At 60.5% G+C, this 22,525-nt stretch carries 22 protein-coding genes; 14 read left to right on the top strand and 8 right to left on the bottom strand.

Features of this window, described 5'->3' with window-relative positions:
• Positions 1 to 87 precede the first annotated feature (87 nt).
• The 4 genes from PMI01S_RS02445 to PMI01S_RS02430 form a co-directional block, all read right to left on the bottom strand.
• Entirely contained in the window at positions 88 to 882 is a 795-nt protein-coding gene (locus PMI01S_RS02445) for an ABC transporter ATP-binding protein (protein ID WP_174602646.1), read from the bottom strand.
• Positions 879 to 2,681, bottom strand: coding sequence for a branched-chain amino acid ABC transporter ATP-binding protein/permease (locus PMI01S_RS02440; protein WP_084317867.1), 1,803 nt, complete (start codon positions 2,679 to 2,681; stop codon positions 879 to 881). The genes PMI01S_RS02445 and PMI01S_RS02440 overlap by 4 nt, the downstream gene beginning before the upstream one ends.
• Positions 2,678 to 3,715, bottom strand: coding sequence for a branched-chain amino acid ABC transporter permease (locus PMI01S_RS02435; RefSeq protein ID WP_084317866.1), 1,038 nt, complete (start codon positions 3,713 to 3,715; stop codon positions 2,678 to 2,680). Before PMI01S_RS02435 ends, PMI01S_RS02440 begins: the two co-directional genes overlap by 4 nt.
• Positions 3,716 to 3,822: 107 nt before the next feature.
• Entirely contained in the window at positions 3,823 to 4,974 is a 1,152-nt protein-coding gene (locus PMI01S_RS02430; RefSeq protein WP_084317865.1) for an ABC transporter substrate-binding protein, read from the bottom strand.
• A gap of 788 nt (positions 4,975 to 5,762) precedes the next feature.
• On the opposite strand from PMI01S_RS02430, the gene PMI01S_RS02425 reads away from it, so the two are divergent.
• The 14 genes from PMI01S_RS02425 to PMI01S_RS02360 all read left to right on the top strand — a co-directional run bounded on the left by PMI01S_RS02425 (position 5,763) and on the right by PMI01S_RS02360 (position 18,953).
• Positions 5,763 to 6,875 (top strand): amidase, encoded by a 1,113-nt coding sequence (locus tag PMI01S_RS02425; RefSeq protein WP_084317864.1) that lies wholly within the window; start codon positions 5,763 to 5,765, stop codon positions 6,873 to 6,875.
• A gap of 26 nt (positions 6,876 to 6,901) precedes the next feature.
• Positions 6,902 to 8,074, top strand: coding sequence for an acyl-CoA dehydrogenase family protein (locus tag PMI01S_RS02420; protein WP_084317863.1), 1,173 nt, complete (start codon positions 6,902 to 6,904; stop codon positions 8,072 to 8,074).
• Between the two features lie 26 nt (positions 8,075 to 8,100).
• Positions 8,101 to 8,460 (top strand): IacB protein, encoded by a 360-nt coding sequence (locus PMI01S_RS02415; protein WP_084317862.1) that lies wholly within the window; start codon positions 8,101 to 8,103, stop codon positions 8,458 to 8,460.
• Between the two features lie 16 nt (positions 8,461 to 8,476).
• Entirely contained in the window at positions 8,477 to 9,010 is a 534-nt protein-coding gene (locus tag PMI01S_RS02410; protein WP_084317861.1) for a nuclear transport factor 2 family protein, read from the top strand.
• Positions 9,011 to 9,063: 53 nt separating this feature from the next.
• Positions 9,064 to 10,338 (top strand): aromatic ring-hydroxylating oxygenase subunit alpha, encoded by a 1,275-nt coding sequence (locus tag PMI01S_RS02405; RefSeq protein ID WP_084317860.1) that lies wholly within the window; start codon positions 9,064 to 9,066, stop codon positions 10,336 to 10,338.
• 15 nt (positions 10,339 to 10,353) lie between these two features.
• A complete protein-coding gene (locus PMI01S_RS02400; protein WP_084317859.1) occupies positions 10,354 to 10,833 on the top strand; it encodes an aromatic-ring-hydroxylating dioxygenase subunit beta in 480 nt (159 codons plus the stop codon).
• A gap of 10 nt (positions 10,834 to 10,843) precedes the next feature.
• Complete coding sequence (locus PMI01S_RS02395; protein ID WP_084317858.1) at positions 10,844 to 11,584, top strand: SDR family NAD(P)-dependent oxidoreductase; 741 nt, start codon at positions 10,844 to 10,846, stop codon at positions 11,582 to 11,584.
• A 79-nt stretch (positions 11,585 to 11,663) separates the two neighbouring features.
• Entirely contained in the window at positions 11,664 to 12,623 is a 960-nt protein-coding gene (locus PMI01S_RS02390; protein ID WP_084317857.1) for a PDR/VanB family oxidoreductase, read from the top strand.
• A 19-nt stretch (positions 12,624 to 12,642) separates the two neighbouring features.
• Positions 12,643 to 13,143, top strand: a complete 501-nt coding sequence (locus tag PMI01S_RS02385; protein ID WP_084317856.1) for a flavin reductase — start codon at positions 12,643 to 12,645, stop codon at positions 13,141 to 13,143.
• Between the two features lie 227 nt (positions 13,144 to 13,370).
• Positions 13,371 to 14,648, top strand: coding sequence for an OprD family porin (locus tag PMI01S_RS02380; RefSeq protein ID WP_084317855.1), 1,278 nt, complete (start codon positions 13,371 to 13,373; stop codon positions 14,646 to 14,648).
• A 140-nt stretch (positions 14,649 to 14,788) separates the two neighbouring features.
• Complete coding sequence (locus PMI01S_RS02375) at positions 14,789 to 15,970, top strand: alpha-hydroxy acid oxidase (protein WP_084317854.1); 1,182 nt, start codon at positions 14,789 to 14,791, stop codon at positions 15,968 to 15,970.
• A gap of 122 nt (positions 15,971 to 16,092) precedes the next feature.
• Complete coding sequence (locus PMI01S_RS02370) at positions 16,093 to 17,199, top strand: NAD/NADP-dependent octopine/nopaline dehydrogenase family protein (RefSeq protein ID WP_084317853.1); 1,107 nt, start codon at positions 16,093 to 16,095, stop codon at positions 17,197 to 17,199.
• Positions 17,196 to 18,194 carry a 3-hydroxybutyryl-CoA dehydrogenase gene (locus tag PMI01S_RS02365; RefSeq protein WP_084317852.1) on the top strand — a complete coding sequence of 333 codons (999 nt, stop codon included), beginning with the start codon at positions 17,196 to 17,198 and terminating at the stop codon, positions 18,192 to 18,194. The genes PMI01S_RS02370 and PMI01S_RS02365 overlap by 4 nt, the downstream gene beginning before the upstream one ends.
• 135 nt (positions 18,195 to 18,329) lie before the next feature.
• The gene (locus PMI01S_RS02360) at positions 18,330 to 18,953 is read left to right on the top strand and encodes an NIPSNAP family protein (protein WP_084317851.1); all 624 of its coding nucleotides are present in this window, start codon (positions 18,330 to 18,332) and stop codon (positions 18,951 to 18,953) included.
• A 162-nt stretch (positions 18,954 to 19,115) separates the two neighbouring features.
• Here PMI01S_RS02360 and PMI01S_RS02355 read toward each other — a convergent pair whose 3' ends face one another.
• Genes PMI01S_RS02355 through PMI01S_RS02340 form a run of 4 tightly spaced genes read right to left on the bottom strand, consistent with a single transcriptional unit; the run spans position 19,116 to position 22,488 of the window.
• Entirely contained in the window at positions 19,116 to 19,802 is a 687-nt protein-coding gene (locus PMI01S_RS02355; RefSeq protein WP_084317850.1) for an ABC transporter ATP-binding protein, read from the bottom strand.
• Positions 19,795 to 20,544, bottom strand: coding sequence for an ABC transporter ATP-binding protein (locus tag PMI01S_RS02350; protein WP_084317849.1), 750 nt, complete (start codon positions 20,542 to 20,544; stop codon positions 19,795 to 19,797). Before PMI01S_RS02350 ends, PMI01S_RS02355 begins: the two co-directional genes overlap by 8 nt.
• Positions 20,541 to 21,566 (bottom strand): branched-chain amino acid ABC transporter permease, encoded by a 1,026-nt coding sequence (locus PMI01S_RS02345; RefSeq protein ID WP_084317848.1) that lies wholly within the window; start codon positions 21,564 to 21,566, stop codon positions 20,541 to 20,543. Before PMI01S_RS02345 ends, PMI01S_RS02350 begins: the two co-directional genes overlap by 4 nt.
• A 10-nt stretch (positions 21,567 to 21,576) precedes the next feature.
• Complete coding sequence (locus PMI01S_RS02340; RefSeq protein ID WP_084317847.1) at positions 21,577 to 22,488, bottom strand: branched-chain amino acid ABC transporter permease; 912 nt, start codon at positions 22,486 to 22,488, stop codon at positions 21,577 to 21,579.
• Positions 22,489 to 22,525: the final 37 nt, after the last annotated feature.

The following is a 22,525-nucleotide window of genomic DNA, read 5'->3' as shown; positions in this document are numbered from 1 at the left end:
CGGTCGATAAACCCGTCGATTGACCCATCGCAATCGCCAGCAAGCCGGCTCCTACGGGGAGGGGGGGGCGGTGTCGCGCCCACGTTGTCAGTTGGCGAGCATTTCCTGATGCTTGCTGGCCAAGCCGAGATAGGCTTCGATCACGCGTGGGTCATCAGCCAGTTGCTGCGCCGGACCCTGCATGGCGATCTGACCGGTTTCCAGCACATAGGCGTAATCGGCTACCCGCAGGGCGGCACGCGCGTTCTGCTCGACCAGCAGAATCGAAACCCCTTGCTCGCGCAGCGCGGTGATGATGCGGAAGATCTCCCGGGTAATCAGCGGCGCCAGTCCCAGGCTTGGCTCGTCGAGCATCAGCAGCTTGGGCTTGGCCATCAGCGCCCGGCCCACGGCGAGCATCTGCCGTTCACCGCCAGACAATGTCGCCGCCAATTGCTCGCGGCGTTCCCACAGGCGCGGGAACAGTTCGTAGATTTCGCCAAGCGTTTCGCTGTAGCGACGGTCGCCCCGGCGATGGCGTTGAAAAGCGCCGAGCAGCAAGTTGTCCGCCACGCTCATGCTGGTGAACAACTCGCGCCTTTCCGGCACCAGGCCCAGGCCTCGCGAGACCATCACTTCCACTTCCGGCAAGGTTTCCAGGCTGCCGTCGAAATGCACCTGACCCCGGGAGCCCAGCACACCCATGATGGCCGAAAGCAGGGTGGTCTTGCCGGCGCCGTTGGGGCCGATCACTGTCACGATCTGGCCCTTGCCGACGGTCAGGCTGGCGTCGCTCAGCGCTTCGACCTTGCCGTAGGCCACGCTCAAGCCCTTGATCTCCAGCACGGCGTCGTCAACCTGGTTGCGCGGTGCGAGGTGCGGGTCCACTTGCATGTTCATCATTCAACTCCTCCCAGATAGGCTTCCAGCACGGCCGGATCCTTCTGTACGTCTTCGGGCAGGCCTTGGGCGATCCGCTGGCCGAACTCCATGACCACCACGCGATCGACCAGGCCCATGACGAAGTCCATGTCGTGCTCGACCAGCAGAATCGCCATGCCTTCGCTGCGCAGGCGGCTGAGCAGGATGCCAAGGGCTTCCTTTTCTTTCAGGCGCAGGCCGGCTGCGGGTTCGTCGAGCAGCAGCAGGCACGGATCGGCGCACAAGGCGCGGGCGATTTCCAGAATCCGCTGTTGGCCGAGTGCCAGGCTCCCGGCCTCTTCATACAAGTAATCGCCCAGGCCTACGCGCTCCAGCTGACGTCTGGCTTCGCCGAGCAGTTCGGCTTCCTCGCGACGATCCAGGTGCAGCGCCGCCGACAGCACGCCTTGCTGGCCACGCAAATGCGCGCCGATGGCGACGTTCTCCAACACGCTCATGTTGCCCAGCAGTTTCACGTGCTGAAACGTGCGGCTCATGCCCATGCTCGCCACTTGCCGCGAGTTCAGGCCGTTGATCTTTTGACCCATGAACAGCACATCGCCGCTGCTCGGTGTATCGACGCCGGAGAGCTGGTTGAACATGGTGCTTTTGCCGGCACCGTTGGGGCCGATCAGTGCGAGGATTTCACCCGAACGGATTTCCAGGCTCATGTCGTTGTTGGCCACCAGTCCGCCGAAGCGCTTGGTCACATTCCGCGCTTCAAGGATCAGTTCGCCATGTTTGGGCAGTTGCCGGCGGGGCAGGGGTGCAGCCTTGGCGTCGACATTCCGGACCTTGGCGCGGACCCTGAACCGGGCCGGTATCAGACGTGTCAGCAAGGGCCACAGGCCACCCGGTGCACGCTGCATAAGCACCACGATCAAGATGCCGAATACGATGATTTCGTAGTTGCCGGTGTTACCCAGCAGATGCGGCAACCAGTCCTGCAACCATTGCTTTAGCAGAGTCAGGATGCCCGCGCCGAGCAGGGCGCCCCACACGCTGCCGACCCCACCGATCAGGGCCATGAACAGGTAATCGATGCCCATGTTCAGGCCGAACGGTGTCGGGTTGACGAAGCGTTGGGTGTGCGCATAGAGCCAGCCGGAAATGGCTGCGAACACCGCAGAGATGACGAAGATCACCATCTTCGAGCGGAAGGTGTTGACCCCCATCGACTCGGCCATGACCTGGCCGCCCTTGAGTGCGCGAATGGCGCGGCCTTCGCGAGAGTTCAGGAGGTTCTGCGTGATGACGATCGCTAATAACAGCAGGGCCCAGATCAGGTAGAAAATGTTTTCGCCCTTATCCAGTTTCAGGCCGAACAAGGAAATCGATGGCAGGCCGCCGACGCCGGTATGGCCGCCCAGGGATTCCAGCGTGCCGAACAGGTAGTACAGCGAAAGGCCCCAGGCAATCGTTCCCAGCGGCAGGTAATGTCCCGACAGCTTGAGCGTCAAGGCGCCGAGAATCAGTGCCACTGAGGCGGTGAGCACCACGCCCACCAGCAGCGTCAGCCACGGAGACGTTCCGGCCCACGCCAGCCAGGCCGGCAATTGCTCGGTCGTGGTCAGGTAGGCAGAGGTGTAGGCGCCCAGCCCGACGAACGCGGCCTGACCGAAACTGGTCATGCCGCCGACACCTGTAAGCAGCACCAGCCCCAATACGACCATGGCGTACATGCCGATGTAATTGAGCAGGGTGACGTAGTACGGCGGCAACAGCAGCGGCACAACGCCCACCACCAGCAACAGGGCAAGTAACAGATAGCGCGAATTCATTCTTCTTCCTCCACATGACGACTGGTGAGCGAACGCCACAGCAGGAACGGAATAATCAGCGTGAACACGATGATCTCTTTGTAGGTACTGGCCCAGAACATCGAGAATGCTTCGATCAGGCCCACCGCCAGGGCGCCGAGCGCGGCGACCGGATAGCTCACCAGCCCGCCGATGATCGCGCCGACAAAGCCTTTGAGGCTGATGACAAAACCAGAATCGAAATACAGCGTGGTGATCGGGGCGATCAGGATCCCCGACAGCGTGCCAATCAGCGCCGCGAGCAGGAAGGTCGACTTGCCCGCGAGGGTCGGCGAGATCCCCATCAGCCTGGCACCCATGCGGTTGACCGCGGTGGCACGCAGGGCTTTGCCATAGAGCGTGCGCTCGAAGAACAGATACAGACCGACGATCAATCCCAGGGAGACGGCCAGCACCCAGAGCGTCTGGCTGTTGAACGTGACCGGACCCAGTTCAAGGCCGGCTTCGGAGAACGGTTGCGTGCGGGCGCCTTCGGGGCCGAAGAGCAACAGGGCGATACCGACCATGCTCACGTGCACGGCGATCGACACAATCAGCAAGACCAGTGAGCTGGCCGAGGCGATCGGCTGGAACACCAGTCGGTAGATCTGCGGCCCCAGCGGAACCACCAGCGCCAGCGTCAGCAATGCCTGGACGGCCATCGGCAACTCGGCCAGCGGCAAGGTGTTGATCAGCACCGCCAACAGGCCTGCATAGCCGAGCTTGAAGAGAATGCGCACGGGAAACCGAAAAGCCTGACTGGAGCGTGCCGCGCCCCAAACATCGAGTGCACAGTCGATCAGCGTCAGGCCGAGCAGCAGCCAGACCAGTGCGGTCGGGTGACCACTTTGCAAAGTGGCCATGGTCAAGGCGCCGTAGGTCACGAATTCACCCTGGGGGATCAACAGGATCCGGGTCACGGTGAACACCAGGAGGATCGACAAGGCCAGCAGCGCATAGATTGCGCCGTTGGTCATGCCGTCCTGGCCCAGCAGCATGGCTATCTGGAAATTCATAATGAGAGCTCTTTTCTACAGATTGAATATCAGGCTCGCGTGCCGGCGCAGGTTGGTTCGCCGGCAATCGGGCAGGGCGCACAGTGGGCTGTGCGCCCGGGTTCCGATCAGTTGTCGTGCAACAACATCCAGTTGCCATTCTTCACCACGATCAGTTCGCGACCGCGCTCGTCGAAGCCGCTGTGGTCCTGCGGCGTCATGTTGTAAACGCCTTGGGTGCCGGCCAGTTCGTGGCTTTGCTCAAGCGCATCACGCAGGGCTGCACGAAATTCGGGAGTCCCTGGTGCTGCTTTCTTGGCTGCTATCGGGATCGCCTGCTGTAACAGCAGGCCGGCATCGAAGGTGTTCCCGCCGAAGGTCGCCGGCTTGCTGCCGTTGAGCTTTTCGTAAGCCGCGGTGTAGTCGCTGGCAATTTTCTTCGAAGGATGGCTGTCCGGGATTTCATCGAGTACCAGCATCAGGCTGGCCGCCAGAATGGTGCCCTCGACCTTCTTGCCGCCCAACTTGAGGAAGTCTTGCAATGCCGCGCCGTGGGTCTGGTAGACCTGGCCGCGATAGCCCTGATCGAACAGGGTGGTCTGCGGCATCACCGCCGAGCTGCCCGGCGCTGCGACCAGCACTGCATCGGGGCGAGTGGCGAGAATTTTCAGGCTTTGCCCGGTGACCGAAGTGTCCTGGCGCTGGAAGCGCTCGTTGGCCACGACCTTTATGTTCTGCTGCGCTGCCAGGCCGGTCATGACCTTGGCCCAGTTTTCGCCATAAGGGTCGCCGGTGCCGATGAAGCCGAGGGTCTTCACGCCTTTTTTGGCCATGTGCTCGAACAGCGCCTTGGCGATCAGGTCATCGTTCTGCGTGGTTTTGAATACCCATTTCTTCTGCTCGGTCATCGGCAGCACTACCGCCGCGGTACCGACCGGTGCCAGCAATGGCACGCCTGCCTCGGCGACGAACTGGATCACGCCCATGGCGTTGGGCGAACCGCTCGGGCCGATGATGGCATCGACCTTTTCTTCGTCGATCAGCTTCTTCAGCGCCTTCACCGTAGCGGTCGGGTCGCTCGCATCATCCAGAGAAATGTACTTCACCACTTGGTCGCCGGCCTGGGTCGGCAGCAACGGTATGGTGTTTTTCTGGGGTATCCCGACCAGTGCGATCGGTCCGGTGGAGGAGGTGATGACACCGACTTTCACATCCGCCTGCGCAGCGGCGGCGCAGGCGGCACTCAACAACAACGTGGACACGGCTTTTCTGAAAAGCATGACTTTCTCCGAAGAGTTGCAACGCTGCAAAAGGCTAATGGCCAGCCGCCTCGACCACGACGTGGTGCGAGTTCGGCCCAAGGTACGGCCCTGTTTTAGTTATCGAACTGCGGCGACACCCATGCTCGGTTACCGAGTCATCAGGGTGCCGCTCGACCATGAGCGATCGGTCGAAGGCGAAGAGGGCAAAAGCAGATTGCATGCCAGAAATTTTTTGGTGCATGGCAGAAAGCCGTTACTGCGATGCCTGATGCACGCGCTTCGAGGCGGGCCGACCAAGGTGCTCCCAAGGACCGGCAGAAGGGCGTGTGAAGGACGGGAAAAACCTGCAGCACGCCATATCAAACAAGGCTTTGATCTGGATCAAGGATGCCCTCGAATGACTAAAAACAGTTGACAAAAAAACTCAAAAAACAGTGATTTTTTGCCCTGTTTTTGCCAGCCATTTTTGGGCCGATTTATTTTTCGTGTTTGTCTTTTCAGAGAGGCAATCGCTCAACATTTTTCTAAATGTTTCGTTGTTTTCTGCTGGGTATTTGTAAATAAAACGTTGATTTGTATGAAGAAAATATCAATTTTTCAGAATTTGACGTTTTTTCAGCAGTGTTACCAAACTGCACGTCGTTGGTGCGAAAAAGGAAAATCTGCACCGAAAATACACACTCTTTTATTTGGTAAAATTCAATTGACATTTCACGTAAATATTACGATTTTAGATTTAAGCGTTTTCCCCGGCCCTCATGCCGAGGTCATTCGTTCTGGTGACACATAACGAGCAGGTAAAGAGCATGTCGATCGTTGTTGAGGATTTAGCCTTGGGAGGAAATGGCCTTTCGGTCATGGTGAAAGACACCATCGATATCGCCGGCTATCCGACCCGCGCTTCAAGCCGCGCGCTGGCCGATGCGCCGGCAGCCGCTGAACATGCACAGGTGGTTCAGTCCGTTTTGGAGGCGGGCTGCCGGATCACCGGTAAAACCAGCCTGCATGAATTGGCATTCGGCACCACCGGCCTCAACGCATGGACCGGCACGGCATCCAACCCGCGCTACCCCGGCTATATACCGGGAGGCTCTTCCAGTGGTTCGGCGGCAGCGGTTGCGGCGGGCCTTTGCGACTTTGCGTTGGGCACCGATACCGGCGGTTCGGTACGGATTCCCGCGGCGTGCTGTGGTGTATTCGGTCTCAAGCCAACCTTCGGTCGCGTCAGTCGTCAGGGCGTCATGCCAGCGCGCAGCACTCTCGATTGCGTGGGGCCCCTGGCGCTGGACATGAATCGCTTGATCGCAGCGATGCGCGTGATCGATCCCACATTCACTTCCCTCCCTGCAACTGAGCATCTGTCTATCGGCGTCGTCGCGGTAGAGGCTAATGAACAGGTGCACGCGGTGGTGAACCAGGCGCTGGCCCGTTCGCGTTTCAGATTGCTTGAACAGACACTGCCCGGCATGGCCGCCGCGTATGGCGCCGGCATGGTGGTCATCAACGCCGAAACCTGGGCCGCGTGTGGCCATCTTCTGCAAACCGGTCGGGTGGGCAGCGATGTCGCCGACCGCCTGCGCGCAGCCAGTCTGACCTCGGTCGAAGCCCTTGAAGGGGCCGAAGCCATCCGGCGCGCGTTTATCGCAGAAGTGGATGCAGCCCTGGCCATCACTCCGATTCTGGCCATGCCGACCATGCCCGACTTTCCATTGCTGGTCGCGGATGCGGCCGACACTCGCGCCGCCCTGGGCATGACCTCCTTGGTGCGCGCTTTCAACCTTTCCGGTCATCCGGCTCTGAGCATTCCTCTGGAAAGCGCTTCGGGACTCCCGGTAGGCCTTCAACTCATTGCCGCCCATGGCGCGGACGAACTGCTGTGTGCAGTCGCCCGCGAACTGGTCCGGCGCCTGGAAGAGTAATCGTCATGCTTACTATGGAGAAACCCATGACTGCGCCAAGCGAGCTGAATCACCAGCGCCGCGTGCCGATCACGGCGAATGAAGCGTTTCAGAAACTGCTGGTCGAGATTCGTGCGCGTGCTCGAAACGAAGAATTCGACCAACAAAAATTCATCTCGCAGGACGTTATCGAGCAGTTCCGCAAGCTCGGTGTCTATCGGGCTCTGGTGCCAAAACGCTTCGGCGGCGACGAGCGTTCGCCGGGCGAGTTTTGCCAGATGGTGGAAGATATCTCGATCGCCGATGGCTCCGCCGGTTGGGTCGCCAGCTTTGGCATGAGCCCGGTTTACCTGGCGGCGCTGCCGCTGGAAACCATTAAAAAAATCTATGCAGACTCGCCTGACGTGGTCTTCGCCGGTGGGATCTTCCCGCCGCAGCCTGCGTCCTTTGTTGAAGGTGGCCTGGAGGTCAACGGGCGCTGGAAATTTTCCAGCGGTTGCATGGGCGCGTCGCTCATCGGCGTGGGCATCAGCCCGAAAAACGGTGAGATGCTCGGCCTGCCACGACTGGCGGTGATGCCCCGGGAAAAGGTCAGAATCGAGGAAACCTGGAACGTCGTCGGCCTGGTCGGCACCGGCAGCCATGATGTGGTCGTCGAAGGCGTGGTGGTGCCGGAGGAATGGACCTTCGTACGCGGCGGCCCATCGAATCTAGACGAGCCATTCTTCCGCTATCCGTCGCTGTCGTTCGCCACGCAGGTGTTGTCGGTGGTCGGTCTGGGCGTTGCTCGTGCGGCACTCGATGAGTTGAGCGGAATGGCCAGCGGCCGGATCTCCGTGACCGGTGCGCCGTCGTTGTCCGACCGGCCCCTGGCCCAAGTCGAGATGGCCAAGGCCGAAGCGTCGCTGCGCGCTGCACGTTCGTGGTTCTACCAATCCATCGACGATGCCTGGGCCAGCGTGTTGGCCGGCGACCCGGTGAGCGTCGAGCAGACCAACATGCTGCGCTTGTCCTCGACCCACGCCACCCGCGTCGCGGCCGATGTCGCGCGCACAGCGCAAATGCTCTCGGGCATGAGCGGGGTGTACCGCACCAGTCCTCTGTCGCGTTTCGTCAACGACACCCAAGTCATTACCCAGCACGCCTTCATGGGCGACATGACCTACCAGAACGCCGGCGCGATCTTCTTCGGCAATAAGCCGCTGCCTGGCTACCTGTAATTTTTCCCTACTGATTGGTGAACCCCATGACCGATAAAAAAGCCCTGCGTGTTCTGTTCTGCATCGGCATCAACCAAAACTTTTTCGATGCTCCGCGTCCTGAAGCGCTGGAAGTCTGGGCCGCGTTCGGCGCCATGTGGAACGGCATCGCCGACCTGCCAGGCGTCACCGTGCTGGGCAACATGGACGACGATCAGAGCATGGTCGGCCCGTCTGCAGGCTGGCCCTGGACGACTTACTTGCTGGCCGATGTACCCGACATCGAAACCGTCCACGCCGCCTGCAATCTGTTTCGCACCACGGATGTCGGCAACGGCCCTTACAAGCTCTGGAAGTATTGCAAGGTCGAGGCCCGTACCGGTCGCGAACTGATCATCCAGCGCTGAGTCGAGAGAAGTCGCCATGTCATCACAAGAGCATTTGCGCGCACTGGAACAGCGGCTCGAGCAGTTGGAAAGCGAGAACGCGATCCGCGGCTGCATGAATCGCTACATGTTTCTGTGCGACGAGCTGGGCGTGGGGTCTCCGCTCGAGGAACTGGCCGGGTTGTTCACCGAGCAGGCGATCTGGGAAGGCAAGGGTGCCAAGTACCAGAGCAGCTTCGGCGGTTACCACGGGCGTGAGGCGATCAAAGCGATGTTCGCAACCTACATGGTCGAGCCGGCGCACTTTTCGCTGAACGTGCACTTCCTGACCTCGGAACTGATCCGGGTCAGCGGTGAGACCGCAGATGCCAGCTGGGTGATGTTGCAGACGTCGACCTTTGCCTCGGGGGCCTCGCACCTCAATAGCGCCCGCCTGACTGTGCGGTTCGCCCAGGAACAAGGGCAGTGGCGCATGGCGCATTTTCAGACCGAGAACCTGTTCAGCCGACCGGTCGACACCTGGAACAGCGCCGCGCACCTGCCCGTACCCGGCAAGTCCGGCCAGTCCTGAAAGTAACACCCAGAATTCTTAGAGTCGGCGAACAATGCCGACGAGGAGTGATCGTGAGTAACCTGATAAATACCGTAACGCTCGACGCCAGTCCTTCCGACCTGGTCTTGCATGATCGCGTTCACACGTCGCTGTACACCGACGGCAAGATCTTCGATCAGGAGCTGGACAAGATTTTCTACAGCACCTGGATCTGGGTCGCTCACGCCAGCGAAATCCCGGAGTCCGGCAGCTACAAGAGCACCTATATCGGCAAGCAGCCGGTGATCGTCGTGCGCGACCGCAAGAAAGACGTGCATGTGTTGCTCAACCGCTGCCGCCATCGTGGCGCAACGGTGTGTGAACACAAGAAGGGCAAGACCAACAGTTTTGTCTGTCCTTATCACGGCTGGAGCTACGCCCTGGATGGCAGCCTGCGCGGTGTGCCTCACCCGGAAAGCTACGCCGATTGCCTGGACAAGGGCGAACTGCCTTTGGTCAGCCTGCGTGTCGAACAATACAACGGCATGATCTTCGCCACCTTCAAGGATGACATCGAACCCCTCGCCGATTTCCTCGGTCCGGCCAAAAAGTGGATCGACCTGTTCATGAAGCAGGGCGCCGGCTACCCGGTCAAAGTGGGAGGCGAGCATCGCTTCCGCTTCCCCGGCAACTGGAAGATCCAGCTGGAAAACACCACCGACGCCTATCACTTCCCGCTGGTGCACAAGTCGTTCCTGTCGTCCGTGGATGAACAGACCCTGGAGCTGTTCGACTTCGTCGAAGGGCCGGGCTATGTCGAAGACCTCGGCAACGGCCACAGCGTGATGGTGATGATCCCGGACCTGGTCGACCTGGAAGCCAACCTTGAATTGCCGATTCCCGAGCGTTTCGAGGACCTGGCCGCGCAGTTGCGCGCTGAAGGCCAGGACGAAGCGTCGGTCCGTCGCATCGTGCGTGCGGTCGGCGGTTCGGGCTTCAACCTCAACCTGTTCCCGAACATCGCCTGTTCCATGGCGTTCTTCCGGGTGCTGCAACCGATCGCGGTGAACGAAACCGAAATCCATCACGCCGTCATCACCATGGACGGTGGCCCGGCCGTGGCCAACCGTTATCGTCTGCGGCTGCATGAGCACTTCCAGGGGCCGATGGGTTTTGGTACTCCGGACGATTCCGAAGCCTGGGAGCGCGTACAGCGCGGCGCCAGTGCCGGCACCGATCTGTGGATCATGCTCAACCGCGGCTTGCCGGGTGAAAAGCAATCCGAAGACGGGCTGGTGAGCGATGTGAGTGCCGAGACCGGCATGCGCGCTGGTTACCAGCAGTGGAAAAAGATGATGTCGGCCTGAGTGACGGAGAACCCCATGAACAACCTGCAATTGCTCAACCAAGTCAGCGCTTTCATCTGGCAGGAAGCGGACATGCTCGACCATGGCGATTTCGTCGAATGGCTCGATCTGTGGACCGAGAAAGCGACCTACATCATCCCGATCGATCCACTGGAAACCGACTTCGAGAACACCCTGAACTACGCCTACGACGACCACCACATGCGTCAGTTGCGTGTCACCCGTCTGACCAGCGGCGAGTCGATCTCGACCACTCCGCGGGCGCGCACCGTGCGCAGTCAGTCGCGCTTTCGCGTGCTGTCGGATGAAGACGGAGTTGTCACTGTGCGCTGTGCGCAGAACCTGCGCGAGTTCCGCAAGGATGTACTCAAGCAGTACACCGCCGATGTCACGTTTGAACTGGTGCGCAGCGGTGACAGTTTCAAGATTCAGCGCAAGCTGATCCAGCTGATCAATTCCACCGATACCCTCGCCGGTATCGGCTACATCCTCTGAGGACGCTGCCATGACACAGGTTGCATTGGTCACCGGCGCGGCCCAGGGGCTGGGTAAAAGCATTGCCGAGCAACTGCTGAACGCCGGTTATCGGGTCGTGATCAGCGACCGTTCACTGGAGTCGGCACAGGTCACCGCCACTGAACTCGATGCCACGGGCGAGCGGGTCCTGGCGCTCAAGCTCGATGTATCGAGCAAGGCCGATTTCGAAGACGCCCTGGCGGCCGTCGTGGCGCATTGGGGTGAATTGCAGGTGGTGGTGAACAACGCCGCGATGACCATGACCACACCGGTGATGCAGATCAGCCCGGAAGAGTTCGACCGTGTCGTGAGCGTCAATCAGCGCGGTACTTTTGTCGGCTGCCAGGTGTTCGGCAGCTATCTGGCGGCCCGGGGTTACGGGCGGATCATCAACATGGCCTCCCTGGCCGGGCAGAACGGCGGCACCGCGACCGGCGCGCATTACGCTGCGTCCAAGGGCGCCATCATTACCTTGACCAAGATCTTCGCCAAGGAGCTGGCGGCGTCAGGGGTCACGGTCAACGCTATCGCCCCGGGCCCTATCGAGTCGCCGGCGGTGCGCGCCGCCGTGCCGCCCGAGCGCCTGGAAAAACTGATAGAGGCGATCCCGGTCAAGCAATTGGGCAACGCCGCGTTCATTGGCAAGCTGATCGTGCAACTGGCCAGCGAAGACGCCTACTTCACCACCGGGGCGACCTGGGATGTGAACGGCGGGATCTTCATGCGCTGAGTCCACGGTTACAGGGTTTGAAAAAGCAGTCGGGGGCGCTCAGATGCGCCCCCTTACAACGAAATCGGGATGGTCCTGTATGAGCGATCAATTATTGAAAGTCGTCGTGCGCAAGCGCGAAGAACAGGGCGAAGGTGTTGTCGTACTGGATCTGAGTGATCCGACGGGACAGCCTTTGCCCGCCTTCGAGGCGGGCGCGCATGTCGATATCCACCTCAAGGCCGGTCTGGTTCGCCAGTATTCGCTGTGCGGTGATCCGGCCAACGCTGGCGCCTATCGCTTGGGCGTACTCAAGGACCCCGCCTCGCGTGGCGGTTCGGTGGCGGTGCATGAACTGCTGCAGGAAGGTCGTGAAATCGAGATCAGCCTGCCGCGCAATCACTTTCCGCTGGCCAGCGATGCCAGGCGTTCGATCCTGATCGGTGGCGGTATCGGTATCACCCCCATGGTGGCCATGGCCTACGCGCTGAATGCTCGCGACAGTGATTTCGAACTGCATTATTGCGGTCGTTCGCGCAACCGCAGCGCCTTTCTCGAGGAGCTGGGTAACGCGGCGTTTGCGTCGCGGTTGAACACCCATTTTGACGACGAGGCCGCCGAACAGAAACTCGACCTGCCAAAAGTGCTGGGCACTCCACAAGCCGGCGTACACGTGTATGTCTGCGGACCGGCCGGTTTCATGGACTGGGTCATTGCTCAGGCCCTGAAGGCGGGGTACGCCGACGATCATGTGCACCGCGAATACTTCCAGGTCGAAGTCGACGCTTCGGGCGCCGGTTTTGAAGTGGTCGCTCAGCGCAGCGGCAAGACCGTACAGGTTGCCGAGGGCCAGAGCATCGTCGATGCGCTGACCGCCGTGGGCATCAAGATTGAAGTGTCGTGTGAACAGGGCGTTTGCGGTACGTGTTTGTGCGACGTCATCGAAGGCGAACCGGATCATCGCGACGTCTATCTCACGGATGACGAAAAATCTGCCAATGACCAGATTCTGGTGTGCTGTTCCCGGGCCAAGTCCAAGAAACTGGTGCTGGATATCTGATAGACCGGAGGGTAAGACCATGGTCGATACAACTGGATTTCGTAACTCAATGGCAATGCTCGGTGGCGCGGTTTCGGTCATCACCACCGATGGTCCTGCGGGTCGTTTCGGGTTTACCGCTTCGGCGGTATGCAGCGTGACCGACCAGCCACCGACGCTATTGGTGTGCATGAATCGCTCGTCGTTTTCCAACGTGCATTTCAAGAGCAACGGTGTGCTGAGCGTCAACGTACTGACCCCTGGGCATCAGGAAGTGTCGGGGGCGTTCTCCAACCGCAATCTGGATACCGAGCAGCGCTTTTCCTGCGCATCGTGGAGCACGCTGGAAAGCGGTGCGCCGCTGCTGGACGAGGCGCTGGTCAGTTTCGATTGCCGTATCGCTCAGGCCCATGAAGTGGGGTCGCATACGATTTTCTATTGCGAGGTGTTGGGTATCCGCAATAGCGACAGCCAGGAAGGCCTGGTGTATTTCAACCGCGCCTACCACCGTTTGGGAGATGCGTCCAAAGCAACTTCCTGACAGGCTTTTATTCCAGGAACAGCGATAAGACTTTCCACGATCGTCAAGTTTTTAAAATAACTATAAAGCGGTTTTCGCTGTTCTGGCGAACGGCTGCGTTACGACTTTTTTGCAGTAAGTGGTTATAAAAACAATACTGCGGATTGACTGCCAAAGTTGCACTTTTGCTGAATTGATCTGCTTCCACTCGTCGTGCCTTCGTGCATGTAAAAAAGAAGGAAAGTTTGATGTTCGAGAAGAGCTGGGTAAGCCGTGGCGTCACCACTGCGGCCGTAATGGGGATCTTCACGCCTGTGGTTGCTCAGGCTGACTTCGTAGACGACAGTCAAGTCAGTCTGGGGATGCGCAACTTCTATATCGACCGCGATTTCAAACAGCATGATGCGCCGCAATCGCGGATCGGCAGTTGGACTCAAGGCTTCGATTTTCGCGCGATTTCGGGTTACACCGAAGGCACGCTGCAGTTTGGCCTGGACCTCTCGGCGCAATACGCCTATCGCCTGGACGGCGGCGGTGGCCGTGGTCCGGACAGCATTATTCCGTACGACACGAGCAAGGGCGAACAAGTGCGCGACTACGGCCGTGCGGCGCTGACCGGCAAGGTTCGTTACAACAAAACCGAACTCAAGATAGGTGAACTTCGCCCGACGTTGCCAGTGGCGTACATCGACGACTCGCGGCAATTGATCACCACCTATCACGGTGTGCAGCTCGAATCGAAAGAAGTGGACAACCTGACACTGACGGGTGGTCGTTTTACCGAAATCAGTTCCCGGGAGTCTTCCAATACCGAGAAGATGTACTTGTTCAATGGGCCCAACGTTAAACGTCGCAGTGACGGTTTGAACTTTGGGGGCGCCACGTATGCGTTTACGCCGAACTTGTCCGGTACTTACTTCTTTGGCCAGTTGGAAGATATCTACAAACAACACTATCTCGGTTTGACTTATAACCATGATCTGGGGGCCGGTTACGGCTTGAAGACCGACCTCCGTTACTTCAATAACAGCGAAGACGGCAAGGCTTTGTACGGCGACATCGACAACAAGTCCTACGGGATCATGACGACCCTGAAGAAGGGCGCCCATGCATTCGGTGTCGGCTATCAGCGCATGCTTGGCGAGTCGACATTCCCGACGCTCAACGGCTATGCACCGCAGCCTTACCTGGTGAACTGGTCGACGGTGGCGTTCGTCAAGCCGAACGAAAGCTCCTGGCAATTGCGTTATGACTACAACTTCGCGGGCATGGGTTTGCCGGGTCTGAAATTGATGACGCGTTACATGCGCGGTACGGGTATCGACCGGGGCAACAATGCCCTCGACCAAAACGTCGAAAGCGAACGCAACATCGTGCTTGGCTATGTGGTGCAAAGCGGTCCGCTCAAAGATGTGGGTTTCGAATGGCGCCGCATTGACGTCAAGACGCGTTATGGCAATGGCAGGGCATCGGGTGCGGACTATCAGGAGAACCGTCTGATCACCACCTACACCTGGAAGTTCTGAAATCCCTCGGGAGCCGTTCGCGGCTTCCGGGTTTGCCCGCGCATCGGGCAAAGGTTTTCAACACAGGTTTTCCTTCGCCCGGATCGCTCCTTCCGGGCTTTTTTTTCGCAGCGGTTTTATCCGCCCTACGAGGATGACCTATGCGTCGCTTCTATACCGGTTCCGACTTGAGTCGTGTGCACAGCATTGCCGAACTGGCCGACATGGCCCGGCGACGCGTGCCTTACTTCGTCTGGGAATACCTCAGCGGTGGCGCTGAAGCCGAGCTGACGCTCAAGGATAATCTCGACGCGTTCAGTGCCTATGGCCTGCACGCCAGAGCCTTGGTGCCCTGCCATGCGCCCGACACGTCCCGCGCGTTGTTCGGCAAGGTGCTGTCAATGCCCATGCTGATCGGGCCGACGGGCTACAACGGTCTGTTGCACCGCGATGCCGACATTCACTTGGCCCGGGCTGCAACGGCACGTGGTTTGCCGTTCAGCCTGAGCACCGCGTCCAACACTTCTCTTGAAGACCTTGTTGCGGCGGCGCCTGGCGTCGACCTGTGGTTCCAGCTGTACGCCATGCGCGATCCGGCGGTGCAAAAAAGCCTGTTGCAGCGCGCCGCCGCTGTCGGTTGCCGGACTCTGGTGTTGACCTGTGATGCGATGGTGCTGGGCAATCGCGAGTGGGACCGACGCAGCTTCGCCAGGCCGCGACAGCTGACATGGCGCAACAAGTTTGACGTTGTCCGTCACCCGCGTTGGCTCAAGCAAGTGATGTGGCCATCGGGGCTGCCTGGCATGGGCAATCTTGAACCTTACTTGCCGCCGAGCGAGCGCAACCCCTTGGGCTCGATGGCGTTCATTGGCAAGCAGATGGACACCTTGCTCGACTGGGACATGCTCGCACGTCTGCGTGAGCGATGGGGCGAGCGGTTGTTGCTCAAGGGTGTGTTGCATCCGGCCGATGTGGAGCGAGCGATCGCCCTCGGGCTAGACGGTGTGGTGGTGTCCAATCACGGCGGCCGCCAACTGGACGGAGCCCTCGGTAGCCTCGATGCACTGGCGGCCATCGCGCCCCAGGCGAAAGGCAAACTCAGCCTGCTGCTGGATGGCGGGATCCGGCGTGGCAGCGACATCGTCAAAGCGCTCGCGCTTGGGGCCGATGCCGTGTTGCTGGGACGGTCCACCCTTTACGGCGTGGCGGTGGCAGGTGAGGACGGTGCTGGCCGGGCGCTGGACGTATTGACGCAAGAACTGGCGCGGACCATGAACCTGATGGGCTGCACCCACCTCAACCACCTTGACGGCGACAGCGTGTTCGAGCGTCGCCGCGCTTGAGCATTTGTGGTCGCACTCGACCCGTTTATTGCGTTGCAGAATCGGAATGACGCTTGCGCGTTTCGGGCAGTGAGTCGCCGGGGCCGTTGCTAGGATCGAGGCTCTTCTACAGGAGTGCATTCATGAATATCAGTGTTATCGGCGGTGGTCACGGTTGCTACGCGGCAGCGATAGAGTTGGCGGAAAAAGGCCATTCGGTGCGCTTGTGGCGCCGAGACAGTGCCGCGCTGGAAAAACTGCAAGGCCTCGGTCATCTACTCGTGCGCGACTTCCGTGGCGAACGCCGGTTGAGCTTGGGGCAGGTCGGGGATGCCCTGACCTTGACGGCCGATCTGGCACAGGCCGTGGCCGATGCAGAGCTGTTGGTCATTGCCTTGCCGTCGACCTCTCACTCAGCCCTTGCCAGCGAACTGGCTCCCTTGTTGCGCGACGGGCAAGTGGTATTCCTGCCGCCGGGGACGTTCGGCAGCATGGTGTTCGCCGAGGCAATGGCGAAGGTGGGGAATCACAGCGATGTGGCGTTTGCCGAGACCGGCACATTGCCCTACCTGGCGCGCAAGCATGGCGATAACCAGGTGGTGATCAGCGGCTACGCGACCCGTTTGCCGACCGGGGTTTTTCCGAGTCGGTTGAGCGAGTCGGCGTTCGCCGTATTGCGCGAGGCGTACCCCAGCGTCGAACCGATCGAGGATGCACTCAGCGGCGCGCTGATGAATGCCGGGCCGATCATTCATCCGCCGTTGATCCTGATGAACGCGGGTCCACTTGAGCATTTCGAAACCTGGGACATTCACAACGAAGGGACCGTGCCTTCGATTCGTCGCGTGACCAATGCCCTCGACGCCGAGCGTATCGCCGTTCGTGAAGCACTGGGCTATGGCGCGCCGCATTTCCCGCTGGCCGATCATTACGCCACCGACGGCGATGAGTGGATGTACGGGCGCGGCGCTCACGGCAAACTGACCGACAGCGGTGACTGGCGTGAAGACATCGACCTGCAAAAGCACCGCTACATGCTCGAAGACACACGGCTGGGCTTGTCGTTTCTGGTGTCGGTCGGGCGGTGGGCCGGCGTGTCGACGCCGGTCGCCCAAGGCCTGTTGAGCCTGGCCACGGTGGTCAGTGGCATCGACCTGTATGCCGAGGGTCGAACCCTGGAAAACCTCGGGCTGGATCAACTGAGTCGCAGCGAAATGGCGCAGTGCCTGAGCCAGGGATTGCAGGCATGAGCGCCGATCCGCAACGCATCTGTATCGTCGGCGCGGGGCGCATGGGCGAGGGCATTGCCTTGGCGTTCATGTTCGCCGGACTGCCGGTGACCCTGATCGATATCAAGCAACGCGAGCCCGTGGAGCAGGACCGCTACTTCCGCCAGATCGAGGGCCACTTGCGCGGCGAACTGGCAACGCTTGCACGTCTGGGATCACTCGATCCGGCGCAAGTCGAACAGGCGATGAGCCATTTACGCTTGAGCGATCGCGAGGGCAGTGACGGCGATTTGCACAGTGCTGCTGTCGTGTTCGAAGCCGTGCCTGAAGTGCTTGAGCTCAAGGCCCTGACGTTCGCTTGGCTGAGTGCCGCGTGTGGCGATGAAACGGTCATTGCATCAACGACGTCGACTTTTCTGGTGACGCAGTTGGCGGCACTGGTCACGCACCCGCAACGCTTCGTCAATGCCCATTGGCTGAACCCGGCATTTCTGATGCCGCTGGTCGAAGTCAGCCGCAGCGAAGACACCTGCCCGCAGGTGGTGCAACGCCTGATGGCATTGCTCAAACGCATCGGCAAAGTGCCCGTGCAATGCTCCCCGGCAGCCGGTTACATCGTGCCGAGGATCCAGGCATTGGCGATGAATGAAGCGGCACGAATGGTCGAGGAGGGGGTGGCCAGCGCCGAAGACATCGACACCGCGATTCGCGTCGGTTTCGGTCTGCGTTTCTCCGTGCTGGGGATGCTTGAGTTTATCGACTGGGGCGGCGGCGACATTCTGTTCTATGCCTCGCATTACCTGGCTGAAGCCATCGATCCGCGTTTCCTGCCACCCAAAGTCATTGCCGAGAACATGGCGCAAGGGCGCAACGGGTTGCGCGAAGGTCAGGGTTTTTATGATTACCAGGACGTTGATCTGGAGGCCTACAAACTGCAGAGGCTGGGTGAGTTCACCCGCAAGCTCGAGTTGATGGGGCTGTCGCCGGTGTTCAACGGTGGTGTGGCAACGTCCTGAGCGTGGCGCTGACGTGTGATCGCGACAGCTTCACGACCGGGTTGCGCAACCGGCGCGCCGTTATGGCTGCGTCGGCTTTTTTCGTGATGGATGCAGGTCATCCACGCATTTGTCTGGTCCTGAATCGAGGTTGTCATGAAGCTGTACGAATTGATTACGTTCACCGTGCGAGTGCGCACCGTCGCCACTGCCATGGCTTGTCTGGAGCAGCGCCTGGCCGTCGATGACGCCGCAGTCAAACTGGTCGGCTGCTGGGCGTCGGAAATCGGCCCGCTGAATCAGATCGCGGTGTTGCGTGGTTTTGTCGACGAAGCGTCTCGCCAGGCTGAGCGCGAACGGTATCTGTCGAGTGCCGATGCGTTTGGCATCGAGGCGTATCTGACAGACATGCGCGTGGAAAACTATACGTTGTTCCCCTTTATCGAACCGTTGCCTGCCGGGCGACATGGGCCGTTCTACGAACTTCGCGTCTATGACCTCGTGCCATCGGGGTTGGCACCCACGCTCAAAGGCTGGGAAAAAGCCGTGGGGCCGCGAACTGGCGCGCAATACTCGACGGTGTATGCCGCCTTCTATGCCACCGACGGTCAGTTGCCGCGCTACTTGCACATCTGGCCCTATGCCTCGCTCGAACAACGTCTGGACGTGCGTACCCGTGCTGTGCAGGACGGCGTCTGGCCGCCGGAAAACTCAGGTCCGCAACTGCGCGACATGCATTCGACGATCTACCTGCCGGCGAGCTTTTCACCGCTGCAATGAGCCCCGTTAACGGACACTCACGCGATCCCCCGTAGGAGCGGGCTTGCCGGCGATGGCGTCCGGTCAGGCGATAAACCTATCGACTGACCGGACGCCATCGCCAGCAAGCCTGCTCCTGCAGGTCGATGTGGTGATCAGATATCGGGCTTGCTGACGTTGTGTTCAAACACCCAGGTAACGCTGGGACAATTCCGGTGTGTCGGCCAGTTGCAGCGGCGTACCGTGCCAAACCTGTCGGCCCTTTTCGATGATGTGATGGCAGTCGACCACCCGCGCCATTTCCTTGAGGTTCTTGTCGATGACCAGAATCGTCTCGCCTTCGGCTTTCAAGCTCGCCAGGCAACTCCAGATGGTTTCGCGAATGATCGGTGCCAGGCCTTCGGTCGCCTCGTCGAGAATCAACAACTGCGGGTTGGTCAGCAGGGCGCGGGCGACCACCATCATCTGCTGTTCGCCACCGGAGAGGGTTTTCGACAACTGATCCTGGCGCTCCTGCAACCGTGGAAACAACTGGTAGATCCGCGCCAGGTCCCACTTGCCCCGGGTCGCGGTGGCCAGCAGGTTTTCCCGCACGCTCAGGCTGCCAAATCCGCGCCGGCCTTCGGGCACCAGTCCCAGGCCGGCCTGGGCGATGCGGTAGGGTGGAGCGCCGCGCATTTCCCGACCGTGAATCAAGACACTGCCAGCGGTGGGCTTGAGCAGACCCATGATCGACTTGACCGTGGTGGTCTTGCCCATGCCATTACGCCCGATCAACGACACGACCTGGCCCTGTTCGATCTTCAAGTGCATGTCGAACAGCACTTGGCTCAGGCCATAGCCGGCCTGTAATCCAGACACTTCAAGCATGTTCTTCTCCCAGGTAGGCGGCACGGACTTGCGGGTCGTTGCGAATCTGCTCGACGCTGCCGGTCAGGATGGTCTGGCCGTAGACCAATACGGTAATGCGGTCCGCCAGGGCGAACACGGCGTCCATGTCGTGCTCCACCAGCAGGATCGCGTAGCGGCCCTTGAGTTCGAGCAACAATTGCGTCATGCGTGCCGATTCCTCGGCGCCCATGCCTGCCATCGGTTCGTCGAGCAACAGCACTGAGGCTTCCTGAGCCAGGGCCAGGGCAATTTCCAGTTGCCGTCGTTCGCCGTGGGACAACTCGCTGACCAGCGCCTGGCCCCGTGCCGCGAGGCCGACACGATGCAGATAGTCCGCCGCCGGTCCCAGCAGGCGACTGTCACTACCCAAGGGTTTCCACATGCCGAAGGTCTGGCCTTCCCGGGCAGCGATGGCGATGGCAACGTTTTCCAGCAGGGTGAACTCCGGATACAACTGACTGACCTGGAAAGCGCGCGCCAGGCCGAGGCGAGGGCGTTGATGGGCGGGCACGTCGGTAATGTCCTGGCCGTTGAGGAAGATCCGCCCCTTGTCCGGGCGGATCTCCCCGGCGATCTGCGAAATCAGTGTCGACTTGCCGGCGCCGTTGGGGCCGATGATGGCGTGCAGTTCCCCCGGGGCAATATTGAAGCTTGCGCCGTTGGTGGCCTTGACCGCGCCAAAGGTCTTTTCCAGATCCTGGATCGACAGTTGCGGGATCATGAGCGCACCTCGCTGTTGGCAATGGCGGGTGGAGCGTTCGGCACCGGGGGCTTGCGCCAGCGGGGCCACGGGCTGAGTAGCAAGCCGTACAAACCTTTTTTGCCGAACAGCACCACCACCAGCAGCAGCGGGCCGAAGATCAGCAGCCAGTGCTCGGTCCACAGGCTCAACACCTGCTCCAGTCCCAGGTACACCGCAGCGCCGAGTACCGGTCCGATCAGGGTGCCGACGCCGCCAAGAATGACCATCGCCATCAACTCACCGGACTTGTGCCAAGCGCCCATGTCCGGGCTGACGAACATTGCGTAATTCGCCCACAAGATACCGGCCAGGCCACCGCCAACCCCGGCGATGACGAAGGCGCTCAGCCGGTAGCGCAGCGGGTGCAAGCCCAGGCTGATGCTGCGCCGTTCGCTTTGCTTCAGGCCCCGCAGGACATAACCGAAGCGCGAGTTGACCAGTCGCCGGCAGAACAGCAGCCACGCCACCAACAACCCCAGGCACAGGTAGTAAAACTGCACCGGATTTTCCAGATCGAGGCCCGGCAGCGTGTTGCGTTCGTTGAGCAGGATGCCGTCGTCGCCGCCATACAGTGACAGCGAGCTGAGGACGAAATACAGCATCTGGCCGAACGCCAGGGTAATCATGATGAACTGCACGCCGCTGGTGCGCAGTGACAGATAGCCGACCACCAGTGCAAACAGCGCGCAGACCAGCAGCGACAGCGGCCAGACGATCAGCGCGCTGCTTGAGCCTTCCCAGCCCCACAACGGCATGGCCTGGGAGGTGTGAAAACCGATGACGCCGACTACGTAGCCACCCAGGCCAAAGAACGCTGCATGACCAAAACTGATCATCGCGCCATAGCCGATCAACAGGTCCAGGCTGGCGGCGGCCATGCCGTAGATCGCCAGACGCGTGAACAGGCTGACCAGAAAGGGTTCGTGCAACCACGACGCAAGCAGCGGCAGGAGGGCGAATGTCGCCAGGCAGAGCAGATCGATAAGGACTCGACGAGACATGTAGTTTTCCTCAGGCGCGGGCGGGCAACAGGCCGCGTGGACGGACCAGCAGGACGACGGCCATGACGATGTAGGCACTGGCGGAAATCAACCCGCCACTCAAGGTGCCGCTGACTTCGGCGGGCAACAGTTGGTCGAGTAATTGCGGGATGTACGCTCGCCCGAGGCCGTCGACCATGCCGATCAGCAAGGCACCGGCGAGCGCGCCGCGCACCGAGCCGACACCGCCGACGACGATCACGACAAACGTGGTGATCAGGACTTTTTCGCCCATGCCGATTTCCACCGACAGCAGCGGCGCGGCCATGAAACCGGCGAGCCCGCAGAGCACACAGCCGAAGACGAACACGAGGGTGTAGAGGCGGGCGATGTTCACACCCAATGCCCCGACCATCTCGTGATCGTCGGCCCCGGCGCGAATCAGCATCCCCAGACGGGTATGGTTGATCAGCAGCCACATGGCAATCGCCACCAATGCTCCGGCGGCGATGAACAGCAGGCGGCTGACCGGGTACATCAACCCCGGCAGGACCTCGACGAAGGTGCCGTACCACTCGGGTGTCGGCATGGCCGGCGGGCTGCGGCCGAACAGCACGGTGATCAACTCGTTGGTGAAAAACACCACGGCCAGGGTGGCCAGCACCTGGTCGAGGTGATCGCGGGCGTAGAGGCGGCGCATGATGCTGGTTTCAATCAGCAGCCCGTACAGTGCAGAGCCAATCACCGCCGCCAGCCCGGCGAGCCAGAACGAGCCGCTGAGCGAAGCGGTGTAGGCGGCGCAGAATGCCCCGACCATGTAGAAGGCGCCATGGGCCAGATTGATGACGCCCATGATGCCGAAGATCAGCGTCAGGCCGGAGGCGAGCAAAAACAGCAAGGCGCTGTATTGCAAGCCATTCAGAATTTGTTCAAGTAACAGCATGCTGGGGAATCCTACGAAAAGTGCCGGCAGTCGAAGC

The sequence above is a fragment of the Pseudomonas migulae NBRC 103157 genome, assembly GCF_002091715.1.
Lineage (GTDB): Bacteria > Pseudomonadota > Gammaproteobacteria > Pseudomonadales > Pseudomonadaceae > Aquipseudomonas > Aquipseudomonas migulae_A.
This window is presented reverse-complemented; position numbering and strand designations above follow the sequence as displayed.

Bases quoted from the DNA above. Each gene is read 5' to 3' on its own strand.
- PMI01S_RS02390 (WP_084317857.1), top strand. From the start codon at position 11,664: ATGAGCGATCAATTATTGAAAGTCGTCGTGCGCAAGCGCGAAGAACAG.
- PMI01S_RS02400 (WP_084317859.1), top strand. From the start codon at position 10,354: ATGAACAACCTGCAATTGCTCAACCAAGTCAGCGCTTTCATCTGGCAG.
- PMI01S_RS02370 (WP_084317853.1), top strand. From the start codon at position 16,093: ATGAATATCAGTGTTATCGGCGGTGGTCACGGTTGCTACGCGGCAGCG.
- PMI01S_RS02430 (WP_084317865.1), bottom strand. From the start codon at position 4,974: ATGCTTTTCAGAAAAGCCGTGTCCACGTTGTTGTTGAGTGCCGCCTGC.
- PMI01S_RS02410 (WP_084317861.1), top strand. From the start codon at position 8,477: ATGTCATCACAAGAGCATTTGCGCGCACTGGAACAGCGGCTCGAGCAG.
- PMI01S_RS02435 (WP_084317866.1), bottom strand. From the start codon at position 3,715: ATGAATTTCCAGATAGCCATGCTGCTGGGCCAGGACGGCATGACCAAC.
- PMI01S_RS02350 (WP_084317849.1), bottom strand. From the start codon at position 20,544: ATGATCCCGCAACTGTCGATCCAGGATCTGGAAAAGACCTTTGGCGCG.
- PMI01S_RS02445 (WP_174602646.1), bottom strand. From the start codon at position 882: ATGATGAACATGCAAGTGGACCCGCACCTCGCACCGCGCAACCAGGTT.
- PMI01S_RS02365 (WP_084317852.1), top strand. From the start codon at position 17,196: ATGAGCGCCGATCCGCAACGCATCTGTATCGTCGGCGCGGGGCGCATG.
- PMI01S_RS02345 (WP_084317848.1), bottom strand. From the start codon at position 21,566: ATGTCTCGTCGAGTCCTTATCGATCTGCTCTGCCTGGCGACATTCGCC.
- PMI01S_RS02375 (WP_084317854.1), top strand. From the start codon at position 14,789: ATGCGTCGCTTCTATACCGGTTCCGACTTGAGTCGTGTGCACAGCATT.
- PMI01S_RS02440 (WP_084317867.1), bottom strand. From the start codon at position 2,681: ATGAATTCGCGCTATCTGTTACTTGCCCTGTTGCTGGTGGTGGGCGTT.
- PMI01S_RS02395 (WP_084317858.1), top strand. From the start codon at position 10,844: ATGACACAGGTTGCATTGGTCACCGGCGCGGCCCAGGGGCTGGGTAAA.
- PMI01S_RS02355 (WP_084317850.1), bottom strand. From the start codon at position 19,802: ATGCTTGAAGTGTCTGGATTACAGGCCGGCTATGGCCTGAGCCAAGTG.
- PMI01S_RS02340 (WP_084317847.1), bottom strand. From the start codon at position 22,488: ATGCTGTTACTTGAACAAATTCTGAATGGCTTGCAATACAGCGCCTTG.
- PMI01S_RS02380 (WP_084317855.1), top strand. From the start codon at position 13,371: ATGTTCGAGAAGAGCTGGGTAAGCCGTGGCGTCACCACTGCGGCCGTA.
- PMI01S_RS02360 (WP_084317851.1), top strand. From the start codon at position 18,330: ATGAAGCTGTACGAATTGATTACGTTCACCGTGCGAGTGCGCACCGTC.
- PMI01S_RS02415 (WP_084317862.1), top strand. From the start codon at position 8,101: ATGACCGATAAAAAAGCCCTGCGTGTTCTGTTCTGCATCGGCATCAAC.
- PMI01S_RS02420 (WP_084317863.1), top strand. From the start codon at position 6,902: ATGACTGCGCCAAGCGAGCTGAATCACCAGCGCCGCGTGCCGATCACG.
- PMI01S_RS02385 (WP_084317856.1), top strand. From the start codon at position 12,643: ATGGTCGATACAACTGGATTTCGTAACTCAATGGCAATGCTCGGTGGC.
- PMI01S_RS02425 (WP_084317864.1), top strand. From the start codon at position 5,763: ATGTCGATCGTTGTTGAGGATTTAGCCTTGGGAGGAAATGGCCTTTCG.